This is a genomic window from Halomonas garicola (genome assembly GCF_055382465.1).
Map to the genome: position 1 here is coordinate 156,968 of NZ_AP043931.1, position 24,661 is coordinate 181,628.

General features: G+C 64.2%; 21 protein-coding genes and 1 pseudogene. 9 read left to right on the forward strand and 13 right to left on the reverse strand.

Translation table 11 applies throughout. From position 1 onward, the window contains the following. Window positions 1–69 precede the first annotated feature (69 nt). Window positions 70–1,356 carry a TRAP transporter large permease gene (locus ACZ46Y_RS00995; protein ID WP_311956793.1) on the forward strand — a complete coding sequence of 429 codons (1,287 nt, stop codon included), beginning with the start codon at window positions 70–72 and terminating at the stop codon, window positions 1,354–1,356. An 82-nt stretch (window positions 1,357–1,438) separates the two neighbouring features. Here the strand turns inward: ACZ46Y_RS00995 and dctP are convergent, their stop codons facing one another. Further along, window positions 1,439–2,497, reverse strand: coding sequence for a TRAP transporter substrate-binding protein DctP (gene dctP / locus ACZ46Y_RS01000; protein WP_311956791.1), 1,059 nt, complete (start codon window positions 2,495–2,497; stop codon window positions 1,439–1,441). A gap of 188 nt (window positions 2,498–2,685) precedes the next feature. On the opposite strand from dctP, the gene ACZ46Y_RS01005 reads away from it, so the two are divergent. Further along, entirely contained in the window at window positions 2,686–3,363 is a 678-nt protein-coding gene (locus ACZ46Y_RS01005; RefSeq protein WP_311956788.1) for an FKBP-type peptidyl-prolyl cis-trans isomerase, read from the forward strand. A gap of 3 nt (window positions 3,364–3,366) precedes the next feature. Next, window positions 3,367–4,416 carry a poly(3-hydroxybutyrate) depolymerase gene (locus tag ACZ46Y_RS01010; protein WP_311956785.1) on the forward strand — a complete coding sequence of 350 codons (1,050 nt, stop codon included), beginning with the start codon at window positions 3,367–3,369 and terminating at the stop codon, window positions 4,414–4,416. A 4-nt stretch (window positions 4,417–4,420) separates the two neighbouring features. Here ACZ46Y_RS01010 and ACZ46Y_RS01015 read toward each other — a convergent pair whose 3' ends face one another. Beyond that, window positions 4,421–4,960, reverse strand: a complete 540-nt coding sequence (locus ACZ46Y_RS01015; protein ID WP_311956782.1) for a hypothetical protein — start codon at window positions 4,958–4,960, stop codon at window positions 4,421–4,423. A 165-nt stretch (window positions 4,961–5,125) separates the two neighbouring features. Between ACZ46Y_RS01015 and ACZ46Y_RS01020 the strand changes: the two genes are divergently transcribed. Then, complete coding sequence (locus ACZ46Y_RS01020; protein WP_311956779.1) at window positions 5,126–6,040, forward strand: AEC family transporter; 915 nt, start codon at window positions 5,126–5,128, stop codon at window positions 6,038–6,040. Window positions 6,041–6,258: 218 nt separating this feature from the next. Here ACZ46Y_RS01020 and trmB read toward each other — a convergent pair whose 3' ends face one another. From trmB to thiS, 3 genes are read right to left on the reverse strand one after another with little or no spacing between them, the layout of a single operon-like run. Next, the gene (trmB, locus tag ACZ46Y_RS01025; RefSeq protein WP_311956776.1) at window positions 6,259–6,999 is read right to left on the reverse strand and encodes a tRNA (guanosine(46)-N7)-methyltransferase TrmB; all 741 of its coding nucleotides are present in this window, start codon (window positions 6,997–6,999) and stop codon (window positions 6,259–6,261) included. A gap of 16 nt (window positions 7,000–7,015) precedes the next feature. After that, window positions 7,016–7,810, reverse strand: a complete 795-nt coding sequence (locus ACZ46Y_RS01030; RefSeq protein ID WP_311956769.1) for a thiazole synthase — start codon at window positions 7,808–7,810, stop codon at window positions 7,016–7,018. A gap of 20 nt (window positions 7,811–7,830) precedes the next feature. Then, window positions 7,831–8,040 (reverse strand): sulfur carrier protein ThiS, encoded by a 210-nt coding sequence (thiS, locus tag ACZ46Y_RS01035; protein WP_311956765.1) that lies wholly within the window; start codon window positions 8,038–8,040, stop codon window positions 7,831–7,833. Between the two features lie 231 nt (window positions 8,041–8,271). On the opposite strand from thiS, the gene ACZ46Y_RS01040 reads away from it, so the two are divergent. Next, on the forward strand, window positions 8,272–8,649 hold the full coding sequence (locus ACZ46Y_RS01040; RefSeq protein ID WP_311956763.1) for a DUF423 domain-containing protein: 378 nt from the start codon (window positions 8,272–8,274) through the stop codon (window positions 8,647–8,649). Between the two features lie 51 nt (window positions 8,650–8,700). On the opposite strand, the gene ACZ46Y_RS01045 is transcribed toward ACZ46Y_RS01040, so the two are convergent. Next, on the reverse strand, window positions 8,701–10,896 hold the full coding sequence (locus tag ACZ46Y_RS01045; protein WP_311956761.1) for a malate synthase G: 2,196 nt from the start codon (window positions 10,894–10,896) through the stop codon (window positions 8,701–8,703). A 294-nt stretch (window positions 10,897–11,190) separates the two neighbouring features. Here ACZ46Y_RS01045 and ACZ46Y_RS01050 point away from each other — a divergent pair, with 294 nt between their 5' ends. After that, on the forward strand, window positions 11,191–12,195 hold the full coding sequence (locus ACZ46Y_RS01050) for an alpha/beta hydrolase (protein WP_311956760.1): 1,005 nt from the start codon (window positions 11,191–11,193) through the stop codon (window positions 12,193–12,195). Here the strand turns inward: ACZ46Y_RS01050 and guaD are convergent. From guaD to xdhA, 4 genes are read right to left on the reverse strand one after another with little or no spacing between them, the layout of a single operon-like run. After that, window positions 12,192–13,514 (reverse strand): guanine deaminase, encoded by a 1,323-nt coding sequence (guaD, locus tag ACZ46Y_RS01055; protein WP_311956759.1) that lies wholly within the window; start codon window positions 13,512–13,514, stop codon window positions 12,192–12,194. The genes ACZ46Y_RS01050 and guaD overlap by 4 nt on opposite strands. A gap of 43 nt (window positions 13,515–13,557) precedes the next feature. After that, complete coding sequence (xdhC, locus tag ACZ46Y_RS01060; protein WP_311956757.1) at window positions 13,558–14,457, reverse strand: xanthine dehydrogenase accessory protein XdhC; 900 nt, start codon at window positions 14,455–14,457, stop codon at window positions 13,558–13,560. Continuing rightward, the gene (xdhB, locus tag ACZ46Y_RS01065; RefSeq protein WP_311956755.1) at window positions 14,444–16,915 is read right to left on the reverse strand and encodes a xanthine dehydrogenase molybdopterin binding subunit; all 2,472 of its coding nucleotides are present in this window, start codon (window positions 16,913–16,915) and stop codon (window positions 14,444–14,446) included. Before xdhB ends, xdhC begins: the two co-directional genes overlap by 14 nt. Further along, the gene (gene xdhA / locus ACZ46Y_RS01070; RefSeq protein ID WP_311956754.1) at window positions 16,899–18,398 is read right to left on the reverse strand and encodes a xanthine dehydrogenase small subunit; all 1,500 of its coding nucleotides are present in this window, start codon (window positions 18,396–18,398) and stop codon (window positions 16,899–16,901) included. The genes xdhB and xdhA overlap by 17 nt, the downstream gene beginning before the upstream one ends. A 270-nt stretch (window positions 18,399–18,668) precedes the next feature. On the opposite strand from xdhA, the gene ACZ46Y_RS01075 reads away from it, so the two are divergent. Continuing rightward, the gene (locus ACZ46Y_RS01075) at window positions 18,669–19,358 is read left to right on the forward strand and encodes a TetR/AcrR family transcriptional regulator (protein WP_311956753.1); all 690 of its coding nucleotides are present in this window, start codon (window positions 18,669–18,671) and stop codon (window positions 19,356–19,358) included. 16 nt (window positions 19,359–19,374) lie between these two features. Here ACZ46Y_RS01075 and ACZ46Y_RS01080 read toward each other — a convergent pair whose 3' ends face one another. Together ACZ46Y_RS01080 and ACZ46Y_RS01085 are read right to left on the reverse strand one after the other, a co-directional pair. After that, window positions 19,375–20,742, reverse strand: a complete 1,368-nt coding sequence (locus tag ACZ46Y_RS01080) for an NCS2 family permease (protein ID WP_311956752.1) — start codon at window positions 20,740–20,742, stop codon at window positions 19,375–19,377. Window positions 20,743–20,968: 226 nt separating this feature from the next. Next, window positions 20,969–21,841 (reverse strand): annotated as a pseudogene (locus ACZ46Y_RS01085) (YifB family Mg chelatase-like AAA ATPase); the annotation flags it as partial. A gap of 65 nt (window positions 21,842–21,906) precedes the next feature. Here ACZ46Y_RS01085 and ACZ46Y_RS01090 point away from each other — a divergent pair. Then, entirely contained in the window at window positions 21,907–22,575 is a 669-nt protein-coding gene (locus tag ACZ46Y_RS01090) for a recombinase family protein (protein WP_311956751.1), read from the forward strand. On the opposite strand, the gene ACZ46Y_RS01095 is transcribed toward ACZ46Y_RS01090, so the two are convergent. Beyond that, on the reverse strand, window positions 22,558–23,307 hold the full coding sequence (locus ACZ46Y_RS01095) for an IS5 family transposase (RefSeq protein WP_311881892.1): 750 nt from the start codon (window positions 23,305–23,307) through the stop codon (window positions 22,558–22,560). The genes ACZ46Y_RS01090 and ACZ46Y_RS01095 overlap by 18 nt on opposite strands. A 72-nt stretch (window positions 23,308–23,379) precedes the next feature. Here ACZ46Y_RS01095 and ACZ46Y_RS01100 point away from each other — a divergent pair, with 72 nt between their 5' ends. Beyond that, complete coding sequence (locus tag ACZ46Y_RS01100; RefSeq protein WP_311956750.1) at window positions 23,380–24,315, forward strand: recombinase family protein; 936 nt, start codon at window positions 23,380–23,382, stop codon at window positions 24,313–24,315. Window positions 24,316–24,661: the final 346 nt, after the last annotated feature.

Consider the following 24,661-nt stretch of genomic DNA (forward strand, 5'->3'; position numbering starts at 1 on the left):
CCGGCGGCGTCTGCCCCGGCGCACGCCCCGATGGATACTTGACCCAATAACAACACTGAGGATAAGCGCATGCTAGCCGGACTCGGTATTTTAATGCTGGTGCTGCTGCTGATGGGGTTCCCCATGATGGTGCCGCTGGCAGTGGGCACGTTCTACATGATGTTCGCCGACATGACCTTTTTCGGCCCGGATCAGGCGATAAGCTGGATGATCAACGGCGTCGGCAGCTGGGTGCTGGCGGCGGTGCCCATGTTCATTTTTGCCGCCGATATCCTGACCAAGGGGCATACGGCCAACCGACTGCTCGACGTGGTGGATGCCTTCACCCGGCATATCCGCGGCGGCCTGCCGATTACCACGGCGGCCTCCTGTGCGCTGTTCGGCGCGGTATCGGGCTCTACCCAGGCGACGGTGGTGGCCATGGGCGGCCCCATGCGCCCGCGGCTGCTGGCCAAGGGCTATACCGACAGCTTTACCCTGGCGTTGATCATCAACGCCAGCGATATCGCGCTGCTGATTCCGCCGAGCATCGGCTTCATCATCTACGGCGTGGTGATGAAGGAGTCCATCGGCGATCTGTTCCTCGCGGGTGTCCTGCCCGGGGTGATGATTTTGATGCTGTTTGCCATCTACTGCTATATCGATGCGCGCATCAAGGGCATCGAGCCCGAGCCGCGCTCCACCTGGGGTGAGCGTGCCCGGGCCGTGCGCAAGGTGATTTTGCCGATGGGCTTTCCGGTGCTGGTGGTCGGCGGCATCTACGGCGGCTTTTTCAGCGCGGTAGAAGCCTCGGCGGTGGCCGTGGCCTACGCGCTGATTCTGGAAGTGGTGATCTACCGCCAGGTCTCGATCCGCGACCTGGGTGGGTTGGCGCTGTCGACCGGGATGATCACCGCGGTGGTATTCATCCTGGTAGCCATCGGCGCGGCGTTTTCGCAAACGCTGGGGACGGCCGGCGTGCCCGAGCAGGTGCTGGGGCCGCTGATCGACAGCATTGGCGACAGCCAGATACTGGCCCTGGCGCTGATTGCGGCGGCGTTCTTTGTCGGCTGCATGTTTGTTGACCCCATCGTGGTTATCCTGATCCTGGTGCCGATTTTCAAGCCGCTGATCATGTCCACCGGTCTTGATCCGGTCCACGTCGGCGTCATCGTCACGCTGCAGGCGGCCATCGGTTCGGCCACGCCGCCCTTCGGCTGCGACATCTTTACCGCCATTGCCGTGTTCCGCCGGCCCTACATGGACGTAATACGCGGTACGCCACCGTTCATCGCCATCCTGCTGCTGGCAACGGTGCTGCTTATCCTCTTCCCGCAGATCTCGCTGCTGCTACCCTCGCTTGGCGATACCGCCTGAGAGCCATCAGCCGGCGATAAAAAAGCCGAGTGGTAAAAACCACTCGGCTTTGCTTTAGGCTGTTGCGGCTGATGACGACGCGTTATTTCTCTTCGTCTTCGTCCGCGCTTGCGTCATCGGCGCTGTCGCCGTCTGTCTTATCAAAGGCTGACAGCAGGATATCCAGCGCTTCGCCGCCGCGCTCGCCTACGTCATCGACGAAGCTTTCGCGTACCGGCTTGGCCAGCTCGCGGAACTTGTCGCGCTGCTCGTCATCAAGCTCGATGATTTCGATGTTGCTCTTTTCCTTGATGGTTTCCAGGCGCTCGGTGTTGAACTCGTCCTGGATGCTGTAGCCCTTCTCGACGAGCTCCTCAGTCACGGCGTCAAGCATGCTCTGCTGGTCGTCGCTCAGGTCTTCGTACCAGTCTTCGTTGGCCATGAGCGTGGCTACGAACTGCGCCTGCTTGGCAAAGATCATGTAGTCCTGAACTTCGTAGAAGCCCATTTCCTCGTGGGCGAAGACCGGCTGGATGTTGGCGTCCGCCTGACCCTGCTGCAGGGCGCTGTAAAGCTCGCCGTAGGCAATCGAGATGGGGGAGGCGCCGTAGGCCTTATAGCCTTCGCGCAGCAGGCTGTTGTCCATCACGCGGATTTTCAGGCCTTTCATGTCCTTGGGCTCGTGGATCGCCTTGCTGGACGTCCATACCTGATAGCCTTCGGCAAGCTCGGCGATCGGTACCAGCCCGCGCTGGCGGAAGGACTCCTGCCAGGCGTCGCTTTTCAGGAACTCATCGGAGTTGAGCACCTTCGCCGTTTCCATCTGGTCCGCCGGCATGACGAAGTTGAGGCTCAGCAGCTGGCTTTCCGGCACGGTGCCGCCCAGGGCGCCGGAGCCAAAGCCCAGCGGAATGGAGCCGCTTTGAACGGCATCATAAAGAGAGGAGTACGTGGACCCCCAAGTGCCGTAGGGCAGTAGCTCGACGGTGACGTCGCCGTCGGTCTTTTCTTCGACGAGCTTCTTGAATTCCTCAGCATAACCGTGCTGCACGCTGCCTTCGATTTCCTCGAGGCCGAAACGCCAGGTTTCTGCGTTCGCCGTAGCGGCGGCGCTGAGCAGGCCGCATGCGGTAATGCCGACAACCAGTTTATGCAGTTTCATTATGCTCTCCTTTTTGTAGTGTCATCCTTAGAGAAGAGGATTCGTTGCGACATGTCAAGGTTGAAGCCTTGGGCTTTCGCCGTTAAGTCGGGTACTTGGGTGCGCCTGAACGCCGGCCCTGTTATGGTAGCGCGATGCGCGTATTTCCGTGTTGTCGACCACAACGTTGCGATGAAAAGGTACCTTCGATGAAAACACTGCTGACCGCTGTTCCGCTGGCTGCCCTGGTGGCTGCACCGCTGGCCTTTGCCGCGCCGGAAACCGAAGACGAGCGCCTGGCGTACAGCCTGGGTGTTACCCTTGGCGAAAGCATGCACGCCGATATCGAAGAGCTGGATATCGATACCTTTACCCGGGGCATGCGCGACGTGTTCGAGAAAGACGAGCTGGCTCTGAGCGAGGAGGAAATGGCTGAAGCGCTGGCAGCGTTCCAGCAAAACGCCATGGCAGAGCGCGAAGCGGAGGCCGCCGAGCTTGCTGAGGAAAATCTCGAGCAGGGCGAGACGTTTCTGGCAGACAACGCCGAGCGCGATGAAGTGACCGTTACCGAGTCCGGCCTGCAGTATGAAGAGCTTGAATCCGGCGACGGCGAAACGCCGGCAGCCGATGACACCGTCAAGGTGGACTACGAAGGCACGCTGCGCGACGGCACCGTCTTTGACAGCTCAATCGAGCGCGGCGAGCCGGTCAGCTTCAAGGTCAATCAGGTGATCGAAGGCTGGCAGGAAGCGCTTGAGCTGATGAGCGAAGGCGACGTGTGGAAGCTCTACATCCCCGCGGATCTGGCCTACGGCGAGCGCGGCCAGGGCCCCATCGGCCCCAATGAAGTGCTTACCTTCCGCGTTGAACTGCTGGACGTCGAGTAAGCCATGCTAGCCCGGCTGCTGCTGGCGGCAGGCCTTGCCGTGCCGCTGGCCGGCGTGGCGGATGACGTCGCCCCGCCCGATTCGCTGCCGGCGCTGGGCGCGGCGGATGACCGGGCAAGCGTGGTGGGCGTGTCGTCCGGCGGCTATATGGCCACCCAGCTGGCGGTGGCCTGGCCCGAGCGCTTTCACGGCCTGGGCGTGCTGGCCGCCGGCCCCTGGGGCTGCGCCCAGGGCAAGCTTAGCCTGGCGCTCAACCAGTGCATGATGACCCGGCGCGGCGAGCCGTCCCTGACCGCGCTGGAAACCCGCCGCGCGGACTATCAGTCCCGGGGGCAGGTCGGCAAGGATGCCGATCTGGGCCGGCTGCGCGCCTTTGTCTGGCACGGCGGCCAGGATGGTGTGATCGACCCGGTGCTGGGCGACTTGCTCGGCGAGCAGCTGGCCGACTGGCTGGGCGGCGACGAGTCGCTCAGAGCGGTGCGCGATGAGGAGGCCGGCCACGGCTGGCCGGTAGCGGCAGGCAGCGCCGATGAAGCGTCACGCCTTGCTTCGTGCTCCAACGAGGGCGGAGACGCCGGCCTGCTCGCCTGCGGCGAGGACGTGGCCAAGACCATGATGGACTGGCTGTACCCGGCGCGGGCGTCGCGGTCTGAACCTTCGGCAGGCGAGCTGCGCGAGTTTGATCAAAGCGATTTTGACGCCCGGGGTCTGGCCGATACCGGCTACGTCTACGTCCCCGACGCCTGCACCGACGGCGGCTGCGGGACAACGCTTGCCCTGCACGGCTGCCGCATGGGGGCCGAGGTGCTAGACGACGCCTTTGCCCGGAAGAGCGGGCTTAACGCCTGGGCGGCTGCCCACGACGAGGTGGTGCTTTACCCCCAGGCCGAAAGCACGCTTGCCAACCCCCGGGGCTGCTGGGACTGGTGGGGCTTTGCCGAAAGCTCCTGGCAGCTATACCCGCTCCACGATACCCGGGACGGCACCCAGGCCGGTGCGCTGCTCAAGATGCTCGATCGCCTGCAAAAGGCGCCCGACGCCGACCGGCGCTGACGCCTTAGCTTCGCGCCACGTCAAAGTCGAACCAGCTGCCGATGCGCCCGCTGGGCGTTTCCAGAATGATCCGGGCGCGCCAGGGCATGACGTCCTGGGTGCAGACGCCGAGCTGCCCCAGGCCGCTGAAGCGATCGGGGCCGTCTGCCTCCAGCGCAAAGCGGTTAAGCCCCATGTCCATGCCCCGGCCGATAAAATCCACCGTGGCGCTGCGGGCGTCGATGCCCTTTACGGCGACTTCCAGCGGCAGCGGTTCGAGCGCCTCGATGCGCCCGTCGGTATCGACCTTGAGCGCGACGTTGCCGCGGTCGCCAAGGGTGGCGGTACAGTTCTCCTGGTGCAGGTTGCATTCCTGCTCCGGCGGATACCAGGTGACGTCGTCGCCCCCGCGTATCCAGTGTGACAGGGCGTACCAGCCAAACGCCGCCAGCGCGATACCGGTCACCAGAATCAGCGTCGTCAGCACGGGAAAAGGGGGGCTGCCGGCGGGACCTGGCGTCTTTTTCGTGGCGGGATTGGTGCCAGGGTTGGTGACAGAACTCATGACGGATTCAACATTGGCGGCTACCCAAATCTCGGAAAGTAAAGTGGCGCCTGGGAGGCAGCATCAATTGCCACATAGTAGCAGCTATTATGCCGGCTCCCCTGTGCTGGGATGTCGCAGGGCACCGGCCGGCGACAGGCGAGCCAAGGCGAACGGGAGGTGCCCATGACGAGCATCATGGAGGCGCTGCTGCCGCTGTTTGCGCTGATTGGCCTGGGGGTGGTGCTGGGCAGGAGCCGTTTTCTGCCGGCCGGCTTTTGGCCGCAGCTGGAGCGGCTGGTGTATTTCGTCCTGTTTCCCGCGATGCTGGTGGCGACGCTTGCCACGGCCGAGATCAGCCGGGTTCCCGTTGCCCGCCTGGCCGTCGTGCTGCTGGGGGCGATGGCAATATTTGCCTGGGGGCTCTGGCATCTGCGCCACCGGCTGGGGCTTGACGCAGCGGCGTTTACCTCGGTGTTTCAGGGCGCGCTGCGCTTCAATAGCTACGTGGGCGTAGCCGGCGCGGCGGCGCTGCACGCAGGCCCGGGGGCGACGGTGGCGGCGGTGGCGCTGGCGCTGATGGTACCGACGGTCAACGTGATCTGCGTGACGGGGTTTGTGGCGGCGGGCACGCTGGGGCCCGGCGGGGTCAGGAAAAGCGCGCTGGCGCTGCTGAAAAACCCGCTGATTATTGCCTGTTTGCTGGGCGTGGGACTGAACCTTGCCGGCCTGGGGCTGCCCGGCTGGACCGCAGAGGCGGTATCGCTGACGGGGCGCGCGGCGCTGCCCCTGGGGCTTTTGGCCGTGGGGGTGGCATTGCGCCTGTCGGCGCTGATGCGGCTGAACCTGGGCGTTCTGGCGGCGCTGGTTATCAAGCTCGTGCTGATGCCGGCGCTCGCGCTGGCGCTTGCCTGGACGCTGCAGCTGGACCCCGTCAGCCGCGACGTGGCGCTTTTGTTTGCCGCGCTGCCGACTGCCACCTCGGCGTATATTCTGGCGCGCCAGCTGGGCGGCGATGCCGAATTGATGGCGGCTATCATCACCGGGCAGACGCTGCTGGCGATGCTGACCCTGCCGCTATGGCTGCGGCTGGTTGCCTGACAGGCAGCAAACAAAAAATATTCGCATTTGTATTGACGCGGCAAATGAGAATGATTATATTAAAGGCGTGGCGTTGGATGAGACGCCGCAGCCATGGCAGCAACCGCCAGTTAACTGCCATGGTTCTCCCTCTCATTGCTATTCAAGATTGCTATTCAAGATTGCTAGTCACGGTCTTGCTGCCGCTCCTCCCGGAGCGGCTTTTTTTTGGCAGAAAGTCAATCGGCGCGGCGGTAGATCAGGTCCCAGACGCCGTGGCCAAGCTTTTCCCCGCGGGCTTCAAACTTGGTCAGCGGGCGGAAAGCCGGGCGCGGCACGTAAGGCGCGGTGGTCGCGCCGGCGGTATTGGCAAACCCCGGGGCCGCCGCCAGGGTATCCGCCATCCACTCGGCGTAGGCCTCCCAGTCCGTTGCCAGGTGGAAGTGCCCGCCGACGGCCAGCCGCGAGCGTATCAGCTCGACAAACGCCGGCTGCACAATGCGCCGCTTGTGGTGCTTCTTCTTCGGCCAGGGGTCGGGGAAGAATAGCTGCAGGGTGTCGATGCTGTCGGCAGGCAGGCACTGCTCAAGCACGGTCAGGGCGTCTTCGCGGTACACCCGCAGGTTGGTAAGGCCACGCTTGTCGGCTTCGTCAAGGAGCTTGCCCACGCCCGGGGCGTGCACCTCGATGCCGATGAAGTCGGTGTCGGGATGGCTTTCGGCCTGTTCGACCAGCGAGCCGCCCATGCCAAAGCCGATTTCCACCACCCGGGGGGCGCGGCGGCCAAACAGGGCATCAAGATCCTGACGGCCGTCGGCAACGTTGAGCCCCAGCCGCGGCCAGATATCCATGAGCCCCCGGGTCTGGGCCTGGGTGGTCCGCCCGGCGCGGATGACGTAGCTCTTGATCCCGGGGCGGTGCAGCGGCGCCTCGGCGTTTTGCGGGTCGGGCGGCTGATCTGGCGAGTATGCGTCTGTCATGGGCGGCGGTTATCCATCAGCCGTTGATACGGCCGGCAAAGGGGGTGGAGGGGTCGGCGCTTTGGCGGCGGGGCATGCGTCCCGCCAGAAAAGCGTGGCGGCCGGCCCGCACGGCCTGCTGCATGGCGTGGGCCATGCGCACGGGGTCGTTGGCGTGGGCAATAGCAGAGTTGAGCAGCACGCCGTCGCAGCCAAGCTCCATGGCCATGGTGGCGTCCGAGGCGGTGCCGATGCCGGCGTCCACGAGGACCGGGACGCGGCTGCGCTCGACGATCAGGCGCAGGTTGTGCGGGTTCTGGATGCCGTGGCCGGAACCGATCAGCGAGCCCAGCGGCATGATGGCCGCGCAGCCCATGGCTTCAAGCTCCCGGGCAACGATGGGGTCGTCGCTGGTGTAGACCATGACGTCGAAGCCTTCGTCAAGAAGCGTCTGCGCGGCCTTGAGCGTTTCGGTGACGTTGGGGTAGAGCGTATCGTCGTCGCCCAGCACCTCGAGCTTGACGAGGTTATGGCCGTCCAGCAGCTCCCGGGCGAGCCTGCAGGTACGCACGGCATCCTTGGCGTTGTAGCAGCCGGCGGTATTGGGCAGCAGGGTGAAGCGCTCGGGGGGAATGACGTCGAGCAGGCTGGTTTCGCTGGTATCCTGGCCCAGGTTGGTGCGGCGCACGGCAAAGGTGACGACCTCCGTACCGCTCTGGGTAATAGCGGCGTGGGCCTCATCGTAGTCTTTGTAGCGGCCCGTTCCTATCAGCAGGCGAGAATGGAATTCGCGGCCGGCAACGGTCAGCGGAGCGTCGTGGAATGATGTCATAAGCTTCCTTGGATAGCGTCCTAGCCGCCGCCAATCGCATGGACGATCTCGACCTTGTCGCCGTTGGCCAGGTGCGTCTCGGCCAGCTGGCTGCGGGGGACGATTTCTTCGTTGATTTCAACGGCAATGCGACGGCCGCCGAGTCCCAGCTGCTCGATCAGATCGGCAGCGCTGGTCCGGGGCGCCAGGGAGTGGGGTTCGCCGTTGAGCTGAATGGCATACTCTGTCATATCCGTCATTTTCCTACCGCTTGGGTGGATGTCGCAAGCGCTGCGCGCGAAAATCATGGATTTCCGCGCGCTCTGCCTTAACGTGGCGCTATTATAGCGTTTTCCACCTTTTTATTCAGCCGACGCGCCGCGGGCAGTCGGCCTGCCAGGGAGCCTTCGGTTATGAGGAAACAGCCGTCGACAGCAGCAGAACCGTTCCATCCGAGTCCCGGCCGGGCGCCTAGATACCGAATGCTCGGGGGTGCGCTTGCGCTGTCCGGCGCCGTGGCGGTGGCGCTGGGCGCTTACGCCGCCCACGGCATGGCCGCCCGGGCCGACGAGGCAGCGGTGGCCGCGGTCAATACCGCGGTGCGCTACCAGATGTGGCACACCCTGGCGCTGTTGGCGCTGCTGGTTTGGCAGCGGTTCGAGCCGACGATTAACCTGCGCCCGGTGATGGCGCTTTGGATCCTGGGCGTTGCGGCGTTTTCGGGCTCGCTGTACGCCATGGCGCTGGGTGGGTTTGGCGTCGGGCTGGTGACGCCGCTGGGCGGCCTTGCGCTGATTGCCGGGTGGCTGACGCTTGGCGTGACGGCCTGGCGGGCCGGAGCCGGCTGTCGGCAGCCGTAAAAAAGCCCCCTCAAGGCAGGGCCTTGAGGGGGCTTTGGCGGTTGGCGCGTTTTACTGCGCTTTGCCCTTATCCGCTTTTGTCTTTTCTACCCGGCGCCACTCGTGGAGCAGCGGCTCGGTGTAGCCCGAGGGCTGCTTCAGCCCCTTGAAGATCAGGTCGGAGGCGGCCTTGAACGCTGTGGAGTCGTCCAGGTGCGAGGTCATCGGCGTATAGTTGGGGTCGCCGGCGTTCTGCTCGTCGACTACTTTCGCCATGCGCTCGAGCGTCTCCTTGACCTGGGCTTCATCGGCAATGCCGTGGTGCAGCCAGTTGGCAATGTGCTGGCTGGAGATGCGCAGCGTGGCGCGGTCTTCCATCAGGCCAACGTTGTGGATGTCCGGCACCTTGGAAACGCCGACGCCGTGCTCGACCCAGCGCACCACGTAGCCAAGGATGCCCTGGCAGTTGTTATCCAGCTCCTGCTGGATCGCATCGGCGCCCCAGCTCGGGTCGGCTTCCACCGGCACGCTGAGCAGGTCGTCCAGCAGATCGGTTTCGCCCTTGCCTTCCAGCTCGCGCTGTATGGCCTCGACTGCTACCTGATGGTAGTGCAGCGCGTGCAGCGTAGCGGCGGTGGGCGAGGGCACCCAGGCGGTATTGGCGCCGGCCTTGGGGTGGCCGATTTTCTGCTCGAGCATGTCGTGCATCAGCTCGGGCATGGCCCACATGCCCTTGCCGATCTGGGCTCGGCCGCGCATGCCGCAGGCAAGGCCGGTCTGGACGTTGTTCTTCTCGTAGGCGTCAAGCCAGGCGGTGCGCTTCATTTCGCCCTTGCGCACCATCGGGCCGGCTTCCATGACGCTGTGCATTTCGTCGCCGGTGCGATCGAGGAAGCCGGTGTTGATGAAGACCACCCGGGAGCTTGCGGCGTTGATGCAGGCCTTGAGGTTGACGCTGGTACGGCGCTCTTCGTCCATGACGCCCATTTTCAGGGTATCGCGCTCCATGCCGAGGATATCCTCGACGCGGCCGAAGAGCTCGTCGGCAAAAGCGACTTCCTTCGGGCCGTGCATCTTGGGCTTGACGATATACACCGACCCGGTGCGCGAGTTGCGCGGCTGGCCGGCGGGTTTCTTCAGGTCGTGGATGGCGATCAGCGAAGTCACCAGAGCGTCGAGGATCCCTTCGGGCAGTTCGTTGCCGCTGTCGTCGAGCACGGCCGGCGTGGTCATCAGGTGGCCGACGTTGCGGATGAACATCAGCGCGCGGCCCTGCAGCGTTACGCTGTCGCCGCCGCTGCCTTGCCAGGTGCGGTCGCCGCGCAGCTCGCGAACAAAGCTCTTGCCGTCTTTCTCGATGGTTTCCTGCAGGTTGCCCTTCATCAGGCCGAGCCAGTTGGCGTAAACGCCGACCTTGTCTTCGGCATCGACCGCGGCGATGGAGTCCTCGCAGTCCATGATGGTGGACGTGGCGGCTTCCACGACGACATCCTTGATGCGCGCCGGGTCGGTCTTGCCGATGAAGTTGTCACCGTCGATCTGCAGTTCGATGTGCAGGCCATGGTTGACCAGCAGGATCGAGGACGGGTCGGCGGCGTCGCCGTCAAAGCCGACGAGCTTGTCGGCGTCCTTGAGGCCGGTCTCGCGACCGCCGTCGAGGGTGACGACCAGCTTGCCGTCGCGAACGGCGTAGTTGGTGGCGTCGCGGTGGGAGCCGTCGGCCAGCGGGGTGGCCTGGTCGAGTACGCCGCGGGCATAGGCGATGACGTTGTCGGCGCGCTTGAAGTTGAACTCGCGGGTGATTTCAGCGCCGTCGTCTTCGGCTATGACGTCGGTGCCGTAGAGCGCGTCGTAGAGGCTGCCCCAGCGGGCGTTGGCGGCGTTCAGCGCGTAGCGGCCGTTGTTGACCGGCACAACCAGCTGCGGGCCGGCCTGGGAGGCAAGCTCGGGGTCGACATTGGCGGTGGTGGTTTCGACGCGCTCAGGGATCTCGGTCAGATAGCCGATGTCGGTGAGAAAGCGGCGATAGGCCGGCATATCGGTGATCGGGCCGGGGTTGTCGCGGTGCCAGGCGTTGAGCTTTTCCTGCAGCGAGGCGCGCTCGTCGAGCAGCTGGTGGTTTTTCGGCGCCAGGTCGTGAAACAACGCGTCGACGCCTTTCCAGAAGGCATCCTGATCGACGCCTGTGCCCGGCAGCGCCTGCTCGTTGATAAAGCGATCAAGGTCAGCTGACACCTGTAGACGGTGACGCGTGATACGCTCGCTCATGGAAACTCTCCCTTAAGAGGGCCCGTGGCCAATCGTGGTACCCAGATGTTCGCCACGGCCAAGTGAATGCAACAGTAAATACAACTGCTACCTCATGCCGGTCGACGTGCGTATGACAGCACTGATGCAGATGCCGACAGCTCAATTTGCGGAAAATAGTTCCATAAATGTGCAAGTATGTAAATAGGACGAAGCGGGCAGTGCCGCGATGTCCGACTAAATGATACCAAGTTAGTGCATCTGCCGGCCGTTGAGAAACCAGCGCGGATGACCGGCTTGATCAGGAGGGGCTGGATGAACGAGTTTGGCCCGCTGCGGGAGGTGTTTTCCTCTACCGCTGGCAAGGGACTGGTACGGCTGCGCCCTGATAGCGCCGCGGCGCAGGCCGTGGCGCCCTACCTTGAGCACTATGGGTTGGCGCCCTGCCGCCAGAAGGCGCGCCGGGTGTATGCCGGCATGGTGCCGACGGGGGCTTTTTTACTCTGGTGCCAGGTGTGGGCGCCGCCGGCGCCGGTGGGCACGGCCTTTGTGGTGCACGGCTACTTCGACCACCTGGGCCTTTACCGCCATCTGCTGGCGATGCTCCTGGCCCGGGGCTGGCAGGTGGTGCTGTGGGATCTGCCCGGTCACGGGCTATCCAGCGGCGAGCGAGTGGCGATCGACGACTTTGCCACCTACGGCGAATGCCTGCACGTCGTGCAGAGCGCCGTGGCGGCGCAGGGCCTTGCCCCGGCGCCCTGGGTGGGCGTGGGGCAAAGTACCGGGGCGGCGATACTGGCAACCGATGCGCTGAGGCGCCAAGGCGCCGCGCCCTGGGCTGGGCTTGTCATGCTGGCGCCGCTGGTGCGCCCCTGGGGGTGGCACCGGGCGAGCACGCTGCACCGGCTGGCGGCGCCCTTTGTCAGCACCGTCTCCCGGCGCTACTGGCCCAACTCCACCGATACCGCCTTCGTGGATTTCCTGCGCCGGCAGGATCCGCTCCAGCACTGGGAGTTGAGCCTTGTCTGGGTGAGCGCCATGCGCCGCTGGATGGCGCGATTGCCGGCGTATCCGCCGTCAACGCTGCCGGCGCTGATGCTGCAGGGGGAAGAGGATCAGACCGTGGACTGGCGCTACAACCTGGCCGTACTGGGCGAAAAATTCCCCCGGGCCGAGGTCTATCATCAGCCGCAGGCGCGCCACCATCTGGTCAACGAAGCCCCGCCGATCCGCGAGGCGCTGTTTGCCGAGCTGGGGGACTTTCTCGACCGTCTGGCGGCCCCGGCCGGCGCGGACGCCGGGGCCGCATGCGCCGACTAGTCCCGGGCGTGAACCCGCTCCCCGCCGGCCCAGGTGGCGTAGACGCTGCGGTCGTCACCCAGCATCATCAGCGCAAACAGGGTTTCGGCAAGCGTTTGGCAGTGGGCGGTGCGCCGGGCGAGCAGCGGCGTGGCCGCCGGGTCGAGCACTACGATATCGGCTTCGCCGCCCTCGCGGATCTGGCCGATGTGTTCGTCCAGGTGCAGCGCCCGGGCGTTGCCCAGGGTCAGGCGGTAAAAGCCCTGCCAGGCGGTGAGCGGCTGGCCCAGCAGCTGGCCGACCTGGTAGGCGCCCTTGAGCGTGGCAAGCCCCGAGAGGTCGGTGCCGCCGCCCACGTCGCTTGCTAGGCTCGTGGCCATGCCGACGTCTTTGCAGGCCTCACGGTCGAACAGGCCGCTGCCCAGAAACAGATTCGAGGTGGGGCAGAAGGCAATGCTCGCGCCGGCGTCGGCCAGGCGCTTGCGCATGCCCTGGTCCAGGTGAATGCCGTGGGCAAAGGTGCTGCGCGGCCCTACCAGCCCGTAGCGCTCGTAAACGCCGAGGTAGTCGCGGCTTTCCGGGAACAGCTCCGAGACCCAGGCAATTTCGCCTTCGTTTTCTGACAGGTGCGTCTGCAGGTGAATATCCGGGGCGTTGCGCAGCAGCGCGCCGGTGGCTTCCAGCTGCGCAGGCGTCGAGGTAGGGGCAAAGCGCGGCGTCAGGCTGTAGCCCAGCCGGCCCTTGCCGTGCCAGTCGGCAATCAGCCGTTCGCTGTCGGCAAGCCCGCCCAGGGTGTCGTCGGTGAGATCGTCGGGGCCGTTGCGGTCCATCAGCACCTTGCCCGCGAGCATGCGCAGCCCCCGGCGGTTGGCGGCGGTGAAGAAGGCGTCCACCGAGCCCGGGTGCGAGGTGCAGAACACCTGGGCGGTCGTGGTGCCCACGCGTAGTGTTTCGTCGAGAAACGCCTCGGCGACGGCGTCGGCGTGGGCGCGATCGGCAAAGCGACACTCTTCGGGGAAGGTGTAGTCGTTGAGCCAGTCGAGCAGCTGGCGGCCGTAGGAGGCCATGATGTCGAGCTGGGAATAGTGCACGTGGCTGTCGATAAAGCCCGGCATCATCAGCTTGCCCGAGTAGTCCAAGGTTTCGATGCCGGTGGGCAGGTGCGGGGCCAGCTCGGCGTAGTCGCCCACGGCGTGGATGCGGCCATCGACGATCCAGACGGCGCCGTCTTCCAGGTGGCGAACGCTGCCCGGCGCGGGGGTATCGCCGTCTCCCGGATCGCTGGCAAAGCTCAAGAGCGGGCCGCGCAGCACGCGGGTGGCAGTGGTCAGGTTCGTCATTGTTATGCTCTCCGTTGGCGCTGGGGAATCGGGTCGGAGCGCCTCAAGCGCGCTGTTTCTGTGTGTTGGGGGTGACCGGGTGAAAGGCGGCGCGCAGGGTTTCCGGGGCGACGCCGCGCCGGTCCGGCTGTTCGGCGGCGGGTTTGAAGGTCAATAGCTCGGCGACCACCGCCAGGGCGATTTCGTACGGCCGCTTGCCCCGGGCGCCGGCGACGCCAATGGGGCAGCGCACCTGGGCAAGGTCAGCCTCGCGGTGCCCGGCGTCGCGCAGCCGGCGGCGAAAGCTCGCCCACTTGGAGCGCGAGCCGATGACGCCAAGGGAGGCGCAGTCGCCCCGGCGCAGCAGGGCATCGATGATCGCCCGGTCTTCGCCGTGATCCTGGGTCATCACCAGCGCGTGACAGCCCGCCGGCAGCCCGGCAACGGCCTTGGCTACGTCGGGCTCGCCGTCGGCACCGGCGGTGATCTGCCGGCGCCGCTGGCGCTCGTTGCCCGGGGCCTTGGGGAAGGTGTCGGGGAAGGCGTCGGCCCGGCTGTCGAGCCAGTGCAGGCGCCAGGGCAGCGGGGCGATCAGCTTGGCCAGCTCCCGGCCGACGTTGCCGGCGCCAAAGAGCGCCACCTGCATCTCGGCGCCGGCAAACAGCTCAAGCATGACGTGAACGTAGCCGCCGCAGCACTGGCCGCTGCGCCCGCCCAGCGGAAAGGCCTCAAGCCGTGTGCCGCTTTCCCCATTGGCCAGCGCTTCCCGGGCGGTTTCCATCACCTGCCACTCGAAGTTGCCGCCGCCCAGGGTGTCGTGGACGGTGTCCGGGGTGATCACCATCTTGGTGCCCGGCTCCCGGGGCGTGGAGCCCGCCACCCCCACCACGCTTGCCAACGCGTGGGAGCGAGCTTCGCGCTGGAGGCGATCAAGGGCGCCGTGCCAGACGTCATGCGGGCTCATGGTCGGGCCTCGCGTTTTTGCTGTCGGTCTGCTGGCACAGGATTTCCGCCGCCATCAGCACGCGCTCGGGCGTGGCCGGGGTGTCGAGCACCGGGCAGAAGCGGTAGTTCACCAGGCTCGCGAGGGCGTCGCGCAGCGCCGACCACACCGAGATGCCCAGCACGAAGGGTGGCTCGCCCACGGCCTTGGAGCGGTAGATGCTGGCCTGGGAGTTGGGATGGCCTTCCATGAGCTTGACGTTGAATACCTCCGGCGTGTCGCCAAAGGTCGGAATGTTGTAGGTGGAGGGGCCGACCGTGGTCAGCTGGCCCGAGTCGTTCCACTTGAGCTCTTCGCTGGTCATCCAGCCCATGGCCTGGATGAAGCCGCCCTCGACCTGGCCGATGTCGATGGCCGGGTTCAGCGAATCGCCGACGTCGTGGAGAATGTCCACGCGGCTGACGCGGTACTCGCCGGAGAGCATGTCCACTTCCACCTCGGACACCGCCGCGCCGTGGGCGAAGTAGTAAAACGGGCGGCCGCGGCCGGTGGCGCGGTCGTAGTGGATCAGCGGCGTGGCGTAGAAGCCCTTCTCGGAAAGCGAAATACGGCCTAGATACGCCGCCTGTACCAGCTCCCCCCAGCTGATGCGGTGCTCGTCGGCGCCGATGCCGGCGACCAGCTCGCCGTGCTCCAGGCGCATGGTTTCCCGATCGAGCCCGCCGGCGTGGGCATCAAAGTGGGCGGAGGCAAAGTCAAACAGCCGCTCGCGCAGCTTGCTGGCGGCGTCCCGGGCGGCCATGCCGTTCAGGTCGGCGCCGCTTGAGGCCGCGGTGGGCGAGGTGTTGGGCACCTTGTCGGTGCGGGTGGCGGTAATGCGCACCTTGTCCAGGTCGAGCCCCAGCTCCCGGGCCACCACCTGGCAGATCTTGGTGTGCAGCCCCTGGCCCATTTCGGTGCCGCCGTGGTTGATCATCACGCTGCCGTCGGTATAGACGTGGAGCAGGGCGCCGGCCTGGTTCAGGTGCTGGGCGGTGAACGAGATGCCGAACTTCACCGGCGTCAGCGCCAGGCCGCGCTTGATGATCGGGCTTTGGGCGTTGAAGCGGGTGATATCCCGGCGCCGGTTCCAGTAGTCGCTGGATTCCTCCAGCTGGCTGATGACGTCGTGCAAAAGCGGTATCTGCTCCACGCGCTGGCCGTAGTGGGTGACGTTGCGCGGCGTGCCGTCGGGGTCGGCGTCGCGGTAGAGATTGCGCTTGCGCACGGTCAGCGGGTCTTCGCCGACGTAGCGGGCGATATCGTCCATCGCCTGTTCAATAATCATCACGCCCTGGGGACCGCCAAAGCCGCGAAACGCCGTGTTGGAGGCGGTGTGGGTCTTGGCCCGCTTGCCGGTGACCCGAGCGTCGCCCAGCGAGTAGGCGTTGTCGGCGTGGAACATGGCGCGATCGACCACGGCTTCGGACAGGTCCGGCGAGTAGCCGCAGTCGCCGATGATGTCGATGTCGCCGCCGGTGAGCACGCCGCGCTCATCAAAGCCCAGCTTATAGGCGTTGTGGAAGGGGTGGCGCTTGCCGGTGCCGCGGGTGTCGTCGGCCCGAGGCAGGCGCACCTTGGCGGCGCGGCCGGTGCGCCGGGCGATAATCGCGGCGATGCACGCCCAGGGCGAGGCCTGGGTTTCCTTGCCGCCGAAGCCGCCGCCCATGCGCCGGTTGGAGACCGTCACCGCATGGAAAGGAATGCCCAGCACCTCGGCCACCAGCTTTTGCGTTTCGCTGGGGTGCTGGTTGGAGGTGTGCACCAGCACGCCCTCGTCTTCGGTGGGCTCGACCAGGCAGGCCTGACCCTCCAGGTAGAAGTGCTCCTGGCCGCCGACGAACTGGGTGCCTTCGAGGACGTGGGGCGAACCGTCAAGGGCCGCCTGCCAGTCGCCGCGTTCGTGAACGTGAGTGGGGCGCACCAGCTCTTCGCGGTCGGCGGCGGCCACCGGGTCGAGGCTTGCCGGCTGCTCGTCGATTTCCACTACCGCGGCCAGCACCGCCTGACGGGCGATCTTGTAGCTCTCGGCGGCCACGGCAAAAAGGCTCTGGCCGGCGTAGCTGATCTCGTCAAAGGCAAAGATCGGGTCGCCGGGAAACACCGGACCGATATCGGTATGGTCGGGCACGTCGTCAAGGCTTACGACGTCGACGACGCCGGGAAAGGCTCGCACCTTGCCCAGCTCCAGCCGCGTGACGCGGCCGTGGGCCACCGGCGACTGGCCGACCATGACGTGCAGGGTGCGCTTGGGCGTGGGCAAATCGTCGATGTAGGCGGCCCGGCCGGTGACGTGCTTCACCGCGCTCTCGTGGGGGCGGGCGCTGCCGGCGCTGCCTTGGCTTTCGACGGTGTCCCGGGCCAGCGGCTCATCGCCCTGGTAGCGGCGATGCGCGGCGTTTTGCGGGACGGGCTGTTCGAGTTCAGTGAGCGTACGCATCGAGGGTCACCTTGGTCGCTGTGCTGTTGTTATCGCCGTTGTTATCGCTGTCGGCGTCGATCATCAGGCGCAGCCGTTCCAGCAGGTTGCCGGCGGCAAGCGTGCGGTATTCGGCGCTGCCGCGCATGTCGGCCATGGGCGTGAGCTCACGAGCCAGCGCCGCCCGGGCGTGGGCGAAAGCGGCGGCGTCCGGGCGGCTGCCTTCAAGGGCCGCCTCGGCGGTGGGCGCTCGGCGGGGGATGGCCGCCATGCCGCCGAAGGCGAGGTGTACGTCGCGCATCGCGCCGTCTTCCAGGCGCCAGGAAAAGGCGCCCAGCACCGCGGAAATGTCGTCCTCCCGGCGCTTGGACAGCTTCCATACCTTGAGCTGTTGGCCGGCGGTTGGGCGCGGGAGAAACACCGCGGCGATGAACTCGTCGGCGTCCATGGCGATTTTCTTGTAGTCGAGGAAGAAGTCCTCGAGCGCCATCTCGCGGCTGCCCCGGGGGCCGTCCAGCCGCAGGCGGGCGTCCAGCGCCAGAAGCGTCGGCGGGGTATCGCCGATGGGCGAGGCGTTGGCAATGTTGCCGCCCAGGGTGGCGCGGTTGCGGATCTGGGAGCCGGCAAAGCGGTGCATCATGTGCTCGAACGCCGGGTAGTGCTCCGCCAGCAGCGGCATCAGGCGGGTAAGCGTCACTGAGGCGCCGATCCACCAGCCGGCGTCCCCTTCTTCGATCTCGGTGAGTTCGGCGACCCGGCGCACGTCGATGATGTCTGCCAGGTCCTTGACCTGCTGGGTGGTTTCCAGCCACAGGTCGGTGCCGCCGGCCACCAGCCGCGCGTCGGGGCGGCTGGCCTTGAGCTCGCGCAGCGCGGCGATATCCCGGGGCATGGCGTAGCCCGCGGCCTTGCCGGTGTCGGCATGCCCGGCGCTGCTGCCCACGTCTCTGGCCAGCGCCGCCACGTCCTTGCCCAGTGTGGGGTTGGCCGCCCAGGCGGGCGTCGCGTGGGGGTGGTCCTGCATGGTGAGGGCGGCATCGCGGATCGGGCGGTAGCCGGTGCAGCGGCAGAGATTGCCGCCAAGCACCCCTTCCAGGCGCTGCTGGGTCAGCGGAGCCGGGCGCTTTTGCTGGTCTTCGTACAGGGTGAAAAGCGACATCACGATGCCCGGCGTGCAAAAGCCGCACTGGCTGCCGTGGCACTCGACCATGGCCGCCTGGGCCGGATGCAGGCGCTCGCCGTCGGCCAGGCCTTCTACCGTGACCAGGTGGCAGCCGCTGAGCTGATGGGCCGGCGTCACGCAGGCGTTGGCGCTGTGGTAGCCAAGCGCGCCGCTTTCGTCGGGCTCGCCGATGGCCACGGTGCAGGCGCCGCAGTCGCCGGTGGCGCAGCCTTCCTTGGTGCCGATCTGGTCGAGCTGTTCGCGCAACAGTTCCAGAATGCTGGTATCGGCGCTGACGCCTTCCAGGCGCTGGCGCTGGCCGTTGAGATAGAAGTCAATCATGGTCGGCTCCGGTTATCATTGTCGTGGCCCGGTTGTCTTGTCGTGGTGAAGCAGGTTGCTGGCCGCGTGTCGGGGTTAACTTCAATTCTTGACCACATGGTCAGCTTTATCAAGTCGTTTTGCCCTGCGACTTTTGTCTGAGCGTCGGCAGTTCAGCGCTGGCGAGCCCCGCCGTCTGCCGTTCGGAATTGCCTTGGAAGCGGCTTTTCAGGCAAGATTCAGCTTTGCCTGCGCGTGCCGATGCGCGCGCTGACGAGAAGGTGAGGGCCCATGGCCAAGGCTGATTTCCCCCGAGAACAGGAGGCCGGTGCCATCCGCCGGCGCAACGAGCAGGCAATTTTGCAGGCCGCCGAAGGCGTGTTTGCGCGCCACGGCTATCGCGGCGCCAGCCTGCAGGAAATCGCCCACCAGGCCGGGCTGCCCAAGTCCAACGTGCTCTACTACATGGGCAGCAAGCGCAAGCTTTATGTGCGCCTGCTGGAGCGCATGATGACCCGCTGGAACGCGATTCTGGACAGCATCTCCCCGGAAGACGACCCGGTCGAGGTCATTTCGGCCTTCATCCGCGCCAAGATTCAGCTGTCCCGCAGCCACCCGGCAGGCTCGCGGCTGTTTGCCAGCGAAATTCTCGGTGGCGCGCCGTTCTTGCAGGACTACCTCCAGGGCGAGCTGCGCGAGTGGGTGGAAAACCGCGCGGCGGTGCTTCGCCAGTGGGCCGCCCGGGGCCTGATGGACCCGGTGGACCCGGTATGGCTGATTTTTCTCATTTGGTCGTCGACCCAGCACTACGCCGATTTTGAAACCCAGGTGCTGGGCATTACCGGCCGGACCACCCTGGACGACGAGGATCTGGAAGAGATCACGCAGTTTCTGATCCGGGTCGTCATCAAGGGCTGCGGCATCAAGCGCCCGGCCGCCGTGGAAACGCCGCCCGATACCCTCCAGACGGCGGAACGCTGACGCCGGGCGCCGCGCCTTACTGGGCGGTGAGCAGCATGACCAGGGACAGCGCCGCGGTGATCCACATGGCCGGCTTGATCTCTTCCAGACGCCCGGTGAGCACCTTGATCAGCACAAAGCTGATGAAGCCGAAGGCGATTCCCAGCGTGATCGAATAGGTCAGCGGCATCAGAATGATGGCGAGAAAGGCGGGGAAAGCCTGGTCAAAGCGGTCCCACTCTACCTTGCTGATCGGCGCCATCATGAATAGCCCCACCATGACCAGCGCCGGCGCGGTGGCGATACTTGGCACCAGCGACAGCAGCGGCGAAAGAAACAAAAACGGCAGGAACAGAAAGGCGATCACCAGCGCCACCAGCCCGGTGCGCCCGCCCTGGGCCACCCCGGCGCCGGATTCCACAAACGTCTGGGCGGCACTGGTGCCAAGCGGCGCGGCGATCATCGAGGAGAAGGCGTCCACCGTCATGGAGCGCTTGAGGTTGCGCGGGTTGCCGTCTTCGTCCTTGAGCTCGGGGGCGGCCTCGGATAGCGCCATAAAGCACGACATGGCGTCAAAGAAGTTGGTAAACAGCATGACGAAGATGAACGGCAGGTAGGCGACCTTCAGCGCCCCCAGAATGTCCACTTTCATCACCGCGCTGAAGTCCGGCCAGGCGGCAAGGCCCGTCCAGGCTACCATCACTTCCTCGCCCCACAGCCGGCCCATGGGCGCGGCGACCAGAGTGGTCAGGGCAATGCCCATGACCAGCGCGCCGTTAAAGCGCAGGATGACGAAGACCGCGGTGGCAATCAGCCCCAGAAAAAACGTCGCCAGATGGGCATCCATGTTGCCAAGCGTGACGATGGTGGCGTCGCTGCCGACGATAAAGCCGGCGTTTTGCAGCCCGACAAAGGTGATGAACAGCCCGATGCCGCAGGTAATCGCGTAGCGTAGCGACGACGGAATCGCCTCGATCACGGCCTTGCGCACGTTGAATAGCGCCAGCACTGCAAAGATCACCCCGGACCAGAACACGCAGCCAAGCGCCACCTCCCAGCTAAGGCCCGCCCCCAGCACCAGGGTGTAGGTAAACAGCGCGTTCATGCCCATTCCGGGGGCGACCAGAATGGGGTTGCGGGCGTAAAACGCCATGGCCAGGCTGCCGAGAAAGCTGATGACCACGGTGGCCGACAGGGCGGCGGAAAAGGGAATACCCGCATCGTTGAGCACCGCGGGGTTGACCACGATGATGTACATGCCGGCCAGAAAGGTAGCCAGACCGGCAAGGATTTCGGTTTTAACGCTGGAGCCGCGTTTGGACACGTTGAAAAAACGGTCCAGGAATGACAGACGATCGGGACTCGTGTTGAGCGCCTCGTTGGCGCGAGCGGTTGTCTCGTTCATACCCCTACCTGTTTGTTGTTGTGGCTTGAGTCGTTGTGGCTTGAGTCATTAACTTGAGCCATTGTGATAAGTGGTGTTGCTGCCTGGGCCGCGATGGCGGGAGATATCGCTATCGGGTAGCGGCGAGCCTTTCGCCATTTCCTGACCTATTGGTCAAATAACGAGTCAAGCCTAGCCACCCGCAATAAACCGGTCAAGGCAGGGGAAAGCCGGCCCGTTTACGACTTTAGCCACCCTTCAACAGGCGATCGAGCTGGCGATAGCCGATGGCTTCGATGAAGTGCGACTGCACGGGTTTGGGCGCGCCCTCCAGGTCGGCAAGCGTCAGCGCCACGCGCAGCACCCGATGATAGGCGCGGGCCGAAAGGCGCAGTTTCTCCAGCACGCCGGCAAGCCAGGCGCGCTCCTCGGCGTCCAGGGCGCAGGCGGCTTCCAGCGCCTTGCCGCTCAGCTGGCTATTGAGCGTGCCGCGTGCCTGCTGGCGTTGGCGGGCGGCGAGCACGCGCTTGCGAACCTCGGAGGAAGACTCGCCCGGGGTCTGGGCGGTGAGCTGTTCCGGCGGCAGCGCGGGCACTTCGACCTGCAGGTCGATGCGGTCCAGCAGCGGGCCGGAAAGCCGTGCCTGGTAACGCTGTATCTGACTTTGGCTGCACTGGCAGCGGGTGCGTGGATCGCCCAGGTGACCGCAGGGGCAGGGGTTCATGGCGGCTACCAGCTGGAAATTGGCCGGATAGCGGCGCTCGTGGCTGGCCCGGGCCAGGTGGATTTCCCCGGTTTCCAGGGGCTGGCGCAACACTTCCAGCACGTGGCGGGAAAACTCCGGCAGCTCGTCGAGAAACAGCACGCCGTGGTGGGCAAGCGAGATTTCCCCGGGCTTGGGTTTTGAGCCGCCGCCCACCAGCGCGGCGGCGCTAGCGCTGTGGTGGGGCTGGCGGAAGGGGCGCTGTCCCCAGTGCTTTTCCAGCGGCAGGCCGCATACCGAGCGGACCGCGGCTACGGCCAGGGCATCCTCGTCGGAAAGCGGCGGCAGAATGCCCGGCAGGCGGCTTGCCAGCATGGTTTTGCCGGTACCGGGAGGGCCGGCAAAAAACAGGTTGTGTCTGTGAAGACCTATGTCTATGCTAGCGGCATCCTAGAGGTGCAAGGAAGGGGAGGGCTACAGGCATGACTGAGCAGAAGAAACCCAGGGCGTACAGCTACTTACGCTTCTCTACCCCTGAGCAGATGCAGGGCGATAGCCGCAGAAGGCAGACACAGCTAGCCCAAGAGTACGCAGACCGGCACGGGCTGGAGCTGGATAAGGAAACGTCTTTTCGAGATCTTGGGGTTTCCGCTTATCAGGGAAAAAACATGGAGGCTGGAGAGCTTAAGCTATTTAGGAAGGCTGTCGAAGAAGGGATTATCGAGCCCGGCTCATACCTACTCGTTGAATCTCTAGACAGGATTTCAAGGCAGTCCGCGCATCTTGCAGCGTCAGTGCTTGTCGAAATCTGCACAATGGGAATTTCCATTGTAACTCTAGTAGATGAGAAAGAGTACAGCAATCAAACCCTCATAAAGGACCCAACAGCTTTCCTAATGGCAGTCCTCATCTTCATGAGGGCCAATGAGGAATCATCTACCAAAGCACGCCGACTACGCTCAGTTTGGCAAAACAAGAGGAAAAAGTTAGCTTCTGGTGAACCTGTCCGCCTTACGTCCCGCGCCCCTCAATGGCTCCGGCCTGCTAGCGATGGCGTATCCTTCGAGATCATCCCTGAGCGTGGCGAGGTCGTCCGTAGAATCTTCGAGATGGCACTAGGGCGTGTTGACGTTTCACATGGGCAGCCATAAAAAGCCGCAGGCCAAGGCCACCATGCTTTCGTAGTTTCGCTTGAGCTTGTCGTAACGCGTTGCGATGGCGCGATACGGCTTCAATCGAGCAAAGGCATTCTCAACCAGATGCCGATAGCGATATAAGCCTCTGTCCAGATTGGCATTTCCTTTCTTTGAGTTGCGTTTGCGTGGAATGACGGCAGCCATGCCCTTGGCTTCGATCTGTTCACGGATACGCTCGCTGTCATAGCCCTTGTCAGCCACCAATGCATCACCCGCTGGCAAATCGTCAATCAATGCCCGGGCTTCCGTGCTGTCGTGCACCTCACCCCCGGTTATTCTGAAGGTTATCGGTAGCCCATAGGCATCTACGGTCAAGTGGATCTTGCTGGTATTGCCTGCACGACTTTTGCCAATGGCTTCTGCGTCTTCCGTGGCAGCTCCGGTGCTGTCCTGGTGGGCCTTGACGTAGGAGCCATCAATGAACAGCCACTCAACATCAGGCTCCTCCACCAGAGAGCTGAAAAGCCTCATCAGCTTTCCACTCGCTGACCAGGCGTTAAAACGCTTGTAGACCGTGTTCCAGGGGCCAAACGTCTCCGGTAGGTCCCGCCACGGGCAGCCGGTGCGCATCCGATAAAGGATGCCTTCTATCGTGGTACGCAAGTCGGCCTTGTCATAAATACCTTGTTGAAGCAGGATAGGTTTCAGCTTCGACCAGTGTTCATCCGTGAGCATTTGTCGGGGCATGGCAGGCTTGCAGTTTGTTGGTGTGGGAACCTTTATTCTGCGAGCTTGCCCCTATCCTGCAATACCCCTGCCATGAAACGTCAACAGGCCCTAGATGGAATAGGCAAGAAATCTATATGTGAGTCCCTGAACACTGAGGGAGTCCCTGTCTTCGGTCGTGGTAAGCATTGGCACCCTAGCTATGTGCACAAGATACTGAACAATCCTGCCACCTATGGCACCTTAACACCTTTTACCAGCAGGCCAGAGAGGAAGGCAGACAGGGAAGCCTGTGACCCCATTGAAGGCTATTACCCTGCTGTCATCGACAAGGATACCTTTGAGCACTTCCAAGCACTGCAAGCCAGCAAGGCACCAAGAAGAGGTAGGCATTCCAAGAGCCAAGTACAGAACATCCTAGGTGGGCTATCCACCTGTCCTCTGTGCGGTAGCACGATGGCTAGGGTATCCAAGAACGTAGCCAAAGGCTGGGTATACCTAGCCTGTCAGAGAGCCCGACAAGGTGCAGGATGCAAGTACAATGCAGTCCGCTATGACCGTGTAGAGCCTATAATTCACAGCAAGATAAACACGCTTGTCGATGCCTGCCCTTCCGGCGATGACTCAGTAGACATGCAGATAGAAGACACAAAGCTAGAGCTAAAATTAAAGGAGAAAAGCATTGACAGGATGCTAGAGACAATCGAGCAAGGACAGCTTCCACCGAACGCTAAGGGCATCCCCTTCTTGCAAGAGAGGCTTTCTCAAAGAAGGATCGAACTAGATGAAATAAAAGACAGACTTTCCAAGCTGTACCAGCAACGGAACATGCTAGGCACTGAGCTGGCAAGGCGGCGTGCAGAGAGCCTAAGGACTGCTGTGCTTGAGCATCCAGAAGACAAGACCCTGTGCAATACCAAGATGCGAGAATGCTTCTCCAAGGTGGTTGTAGATTTCCGCTCGGAGAGCCTGGTATTCCATTGGAAGCAGGGCGGAGAGACTACCCTTAGATACAAGGCTAGTAAGTGACAGACAGGCTGGGCTGGCTAGGACAGATACAGGCAAATGCCAGAGAGCAAAGCCCAGCCCAGCACCCCTCCCCTTGCTTCCTTCGAGCCCAGGGCTATGGGGAAATACGGGGCTGTCGAAGACCGAGATAGCTGCACAGGATTCCTTGCAGGATTCTGCATCTGGCATAGGGCTGCAAGGAAGTTGTTGAGAACAGTTCGCATCAAGAGCCAGAGGCTCGATACCTGTATGCGCCAGCAAACCCGCCTGTGCTTGAAATCCACAGGGCTATGCCCTGCGAGTCCTGTACTTTTCAAGGAGAGCCGCGCTCCTGAGGCACCAGACAGGGCACCTTACCCCTGATAGG

Excerpts from the sequence above, each read along its gene's own strand:
- ACZ46Y_RS01010 (WP_311956785.1), top strand. The coding sequence starts at position 3,367 with ATGCTAGCCCGGCTGCTGCTGGCGGCAGGCCTTGCCGTGCCGCTGGCC.
- dctP (WP_311956791.1), bottom strand. The coding sequence starts at position 2,497 with ATGAAACTGCATAAACTGGTTGTCGGCATTACCGCATGCGGCCTGCTC.
- ACZ46Y_RS01005 (WP_311956788.1), top strand. The coding sequence starts at position 2,686 with ATGAAAACACTGCTGACCGCTGTTCCGCTGGCTGCCCTGGTGGCTGCA.
- ACZ46Y_RS01020 (WP_311956779.1), top strand. The coding sequence starts at position 5,126 with ATGACGAGCATCATGGAGGCGCTGCTGCCGCTGTTTGCGCTGATTGGC.
- xdhC (WP_311956757.1), bottom strand. The coding sequence starts at position 14,457 with ATGAGCCCGCATGACGTCTGGCACGGCGCCCTTGATCGCCTCCAGCGC.
- ACZ46Y_RS01100 (WP_311956750.1), top strand. The coding sequence starts at position 23,380 with ATGAAACGTCAACAGGCCCTAGATGGAATAGGCAAGAAATCTATATGT.
- ACZ46Y_RS01030 (WP_311956769.1), bottom strand. The coding sequence starts at position 7,810 with ATGACATCATTCCACGACGCTCCGCTGACCGTTGCCGGCCGCGAATTC.
- xdhA (WP_311956754.1), bottom strand. The coding sequence starts at position 18,398 with ATGATTGACTTCTATCTCAACGGCCAGCGCCAGCGCCTGGAAGGCGTC.
- ACZ46Y_RS01090 (WP_311956751.1), top strand. The coding sequence starts at position 21,907 with ATGACTGAGCAGAAGAAACCCAGGGCGTACAGCTACTTACGCTTCTCT.
- ACZ46Y_RS01045 (WP_311956761.1), bottom strand. The coding sequence starts at position 10,896 with ATGAGCGAGCGTATCACGCGTCACCGTCTACAGGTGTCAGCTGACCTT.
- thiS (WP_311956765.1), bottom strand. The coding sequence starts at position 8,040 with ATGACAGAGTATGCCATTCAGCTCAACGGCGAACCCCACTCCCTGGCG.
- ACZ46Y_RS00995 (WP_311956793.1), top strand. The coding sequence starts at position 70 with ATGCTAGCCGGACTCGGTATTTTAATGCTGGTGCTGCTGCTGATGGGG.
- ACZ46Y_RS01040 (WP_311956763.1), top strand. The coding sequence starts at position 8,272 with ATGCTCGGGGGTGCGCTTGCGCTGTCCGGCGCCGTGGCGGTGGCGCTG.
- ACZ46Y_RS01015 (WP_311956782.1), bottom strand. The coding sequence starts at position 4,960 with ATGAGTTCTGTCACCAACCCTGGCACCAATCCCGCCACGAAAAAGACG.
- xdhB (WP_311956755.1), bottom strand. The coding sequence starts at position 16,915 with ATGCGTACGCTCACTGAACTCGAACAGCCCGTCCCGCAAAACGCCGCG.
- ACZ46Y_RS01080 (WP_311956752.1), bottom strand. The coding sequence starts at position 20,742 with ATGAACGAGACAACCGCTCGCGCCAACGAGGCGCTCAACACGAGTCCC.
- ACZ46Y_RS01095 (WP_311881892.1), bottom strand. The coding sequence starts at position 23,307 with ATGCCCCGACAAATGCTCACGGATGAACACTGGTCGAAGCTGAAACCT.
- trmB (WP_311956776.1), bottom strand. The coding sequence starts at position 6,999 with ATGACAGACGCATACTCGCCAGATCAGCCGCCCGACCCGCAAAACGCC.
- guaD (WP_311956759.1), bottom strand. The coding sequence starts at position 13,514 with ATGACGAACCTGACCACTGCCACCCGCGTGCTGCGCGGCCCGCTCTTG.
- ACZ46Y_RS01050 (WP_311956760.1), top strand. The coding sequence starts at position 11,191 with ATGAACGAGTTTGGCCCGCTGCGGGAGGTGTTTTCCTCTACCGCTGGC.
- ACZ46Y_RS01075 (WP_311956753.1), top strand. The coding sequence starts at position 18,669 with ATGGCCAAGGCTGATTTCCCCCGAGAACAGGAGGCCGGTGCCATCCGC.